Raw genomic sequence first — 3,484 nt, forward strand, 5'->3', positions numbered from 1 at the left:
GCCCGGCCCGGCCACGGCGCGCACGAACGACCCGACAGCCGCCCGCGCCGCCGGCGCGCTTGTCGCCCGCCTGCGCTCCGACCTGGCCGCCGCCCTGCCGGACTACCTGGTCCCGTCGGCGTTCGTGCCGCTGCCGGCCATCCCCCGCAATGCCAACGGCAAGCTCGACGTCGCCGCCCTGCCACCAGCCGAGCCGGTGGCGGCGGCGAGCTCCGGCCGGCCGCCGGCCACGGCGCTGGAGCGCACCCTGGCCGAGCTGTTCGCCGACGTCCTCGGCCTGCCCGAGGTCGGGGTGGAGGACGACTTCTTCGCCCTGGGCGGCCACTCCCTGCTCGCGACCCGGGTGGTCAGCCGGGCCCGGGTCGCGCTCGAGGTCGATCTGGCCATCCGTGACCTGTTCGAGGCACCGACGGTGGCGGCGCTGGCGGCGAAGGCAGCGGGCCGGGCCGAGACCGGGCGCCCGCCGCTGGTCGCGGGGGAGCGGCCCGAGCGGATCCCGCTCTCGCCGGCGCAGCGTCGCCTGTGGCTCGTCGAGGCGCTGGCCGGCGGGAGCGACGCCTACAACTACCCGCTCGCGTTCCGGACCGGCGCCCGCCTCGACGTCGACGCGCTGCGCGCCGCCGTCACCGACCTCCTCGGCCGGCACGAGGCCCTGCGCACGGTCGTCGCCGCGGTCGACGGCCAGCCCTACCAGCGGATCCTCGACCCGGTCGCCGCGACCCCCGCCATCGACGTCGTCGAGTGCGGCCCCGACGAGGTGACCGGCCGGATCACCCGGGCGGCGGCCCAGCCGTTCGACCTGGCCGCCGAGGCGCCGCTACGGCTGACCGTGCTGCGCGGCCCGGACGACGACGTGCTGGTCGTCGTCCTGCACCACATCGCGACCGACGAGTGGTCTGACCGGCCGTTCCTGCTCGACCTGGACGCGGCCTACGCCGCCCGGCGGGCCGGGCGCGCGCCGGACTGGGCGCCGTTGCCGGTCCAGTACGCCGACTACACGCTCTGGCAACGCGACCTGCTCGGCGATCCGGGCGTCGACGGCAGCCTGGCCGCCCGGCAGCTCGACTTCTGGCTGGCCGCCCTGCGGGGCCTGCCGGAGGAGATCCCGCTGCCGCTGGACCGGCCGCGCCCGGCCGTACGCGACGGCGCGTCGGGGCGGGCCGCCCGGGTCCTGCGCGGCCCGGTCGCGATCGGGCTGCGGGCGCTGTGCGCGGCGACCGGGACGAGCATGTCGATGCTCGCCCACGCGGCCATCGCGACCCTGTTGCACCGGCTGGGCTCCGGCGACGACATCCCGATCGGCGTACCCGTCTCCGGCCGGGCCGACGCCGCGCTCGACCCGCTCGTCGGCTTCTTCGTCAACACGCTGGTGATCCGGTCCGACCTGACCGGCGACCCGACCTTCCGGGATCTGCTGGGCCGGGCCCGCCGGACCGACCTGGCCGCCTTCGACCACCAGGACCTCCCGTTCGAGGACGTGGTCGCGGCGGTCAACCCGCGCCGGACACCGGGGATCAACCCGCTGTTCCAGGTGATGGCCGGCTACCACCACCTGGCCGACGACGGCCGGGAGCTGCTCGGCGGGCCGGTGACCTGGATCAACCCCGAGGCCGGGACGGCCAAGTTCGACCTGGACGTGACGTTCGTCGACCGGGCCGTCCGCAACGAGATCACCGTGCTGGTCGACTTCGCCACCGATGTCATCGAGCCGGCCGGCGGCGCCCGGCTGGCCGACCGGCTGCTCCGCCTGCTGGCCGAGATCGTCCGTGACCCCGACAGACCGGTCAGCCGGCTGGAGATCGCCGACGAGGAGGAGCGGGCGGCCGCCCTGCGCTGCGCCGCCGGCCCGGAGCGGGCGCTGCCCGGTGACCCCGGTGACCCCGGTGACGCCGGTGACGCCGCCGGTCCCGGCGGCGCCGGGACGACCGTGCCGGACCTGCTCACCCGGGCCGTGGCCGCCCATCCCGACCGGGTCGCGCTGGTCACCGCCGAGAGCCGGACGACGTTCGCCGAGCTGGCGACCCAGGTCGGCCGGATCGCGGGCCGGCTTTCCCGGCTGGGCACCCCCCCGGAGGCGGTGGTGGCGCTCGCGCTGCCCCGCGCGCTGACGGTCCCGGCGATCTTCGGTGTGTTGGCGGCGGGCGCGAGCTACCTGCCGATCGACGTCGAGCAGCCGGCGGAGCGGCTGGCGTTCCTGCTGGCCGACGCGGCACCGAGTGTCGTCCTCACCACCCGGGCCTTGGCCGACCGGCTGCCGGCCGTCGCCGCTCCTGTCCTATCGCTCGACGCCCCCGCCCTCGACGCCCCCGCCCTTTACAGTCCAGCCGGTCCAGCCGCTGCCCGGCCGGACCCGGCCGGCGCGGCCAGCGTGATCTACACCTCGGGGTCCACGGGTGTCCCCAAGGCGGTCGTCGGCACCCACCGGGGCCTGGTCAACTTGTTCGTCTCCCACGTGGTCGACCTCATCGCGCCGGCCGAGCACGCCGCCGGCCCGGACCGGGACGCTCAGCGGGTACTGCACGCGGCCTCGTTCAGCTTCGACGGCTCGTGGGAGCCGTTGCTGTGGCTGCTGGCCGGGCACGAGGTGCATGTCGTCGACGAGCTCACCGCGCGGGACGCGGCCGCCCTCGTCGACTACATCGAGCGGGCCCGGATCGACGTGCTCGACCTGACCCCGACCTACCTCCAGGAGCTGATGAGCCAGGGGTTCCTCCGGCCGGGGTCCCCCGGCACGACGAGCCACCGGCCGGGCGTGCTGCTGGTCGGCGGCGAGGCCACCCCGCCGCCACTGTGGGAGCGGCTGTGCTCCATCCCCGGGATGGTGGCCCACGACCTGTACGGGCCGACCGAGTACTCGGTCGACGCCTACGGCTGGCACAGCGCCGGCGCTGTGCCAGCGCCGGCCGGCACCGGCCCGGACCCGGGCTGGGCCGCGCCTGTCGCCAACACCCGGGCCTACTTGCTGGACGCCGCTCTGGCGCCGGTCCCGGACGGGGTGGCCGGCGAGCTGTACCTGTCCGGTCCCGGGCTGGCCCGGGGCTACCTGGGCCGCCCCGGCCTGACGGCCGGCCGGTTCGTGGCCGACCCGTTCGTGGCCGACCCGTTCGTGGCGCCCGGCGCGCGGATGTACCGCACCGGCGACCTCGCCCGCCGCCGGCCCGACGGCTCGCTCGCCTTCCTCGGGCGCGCGGACGATCAGATCAAACTGCGCGGGTTCCGGGTCGAGCCCGGCGAGATCGAACGGGCGCTGGAGGCGGCGCCCGGCGTCGGGACGGCGGCGGTCGTCTTCCGCCCGGACGCCCCGCCCGCGCTCCAGCTCGTCGCCTACCTGGTACCCGGGCCGGGGAGCGGCCCGGACCCGGTCGCGTCGGCCCGGGCCCACGCGGCCCGCGTGCTGCCGGCGTACCTGCTCCCGCAGGCGTTCGTCGCGCTGGACCGGCTGCCCCGCACGGTCAACGGCAAGCTGGACCGGGCGGCGCTGCCC

Annotated in this window: 1 protein-coding gene; it reads left to right on the forward strand. The window is 76.8% G+C overall.

Features of this window, described 5'->3' with window-relative positions; translation table 11 throughout:
* On the forward strand, nucleotides 1-3,484 hold a 3,484-nt coding region (locus AC08OQ_RS18450), incomplete at both ends, for an amino acid adenylation domain-containing protein (RefSeq protein WP_476612257.1).

The organism is Frankia sp. CcCS3, from assembly GCF_977927575.1.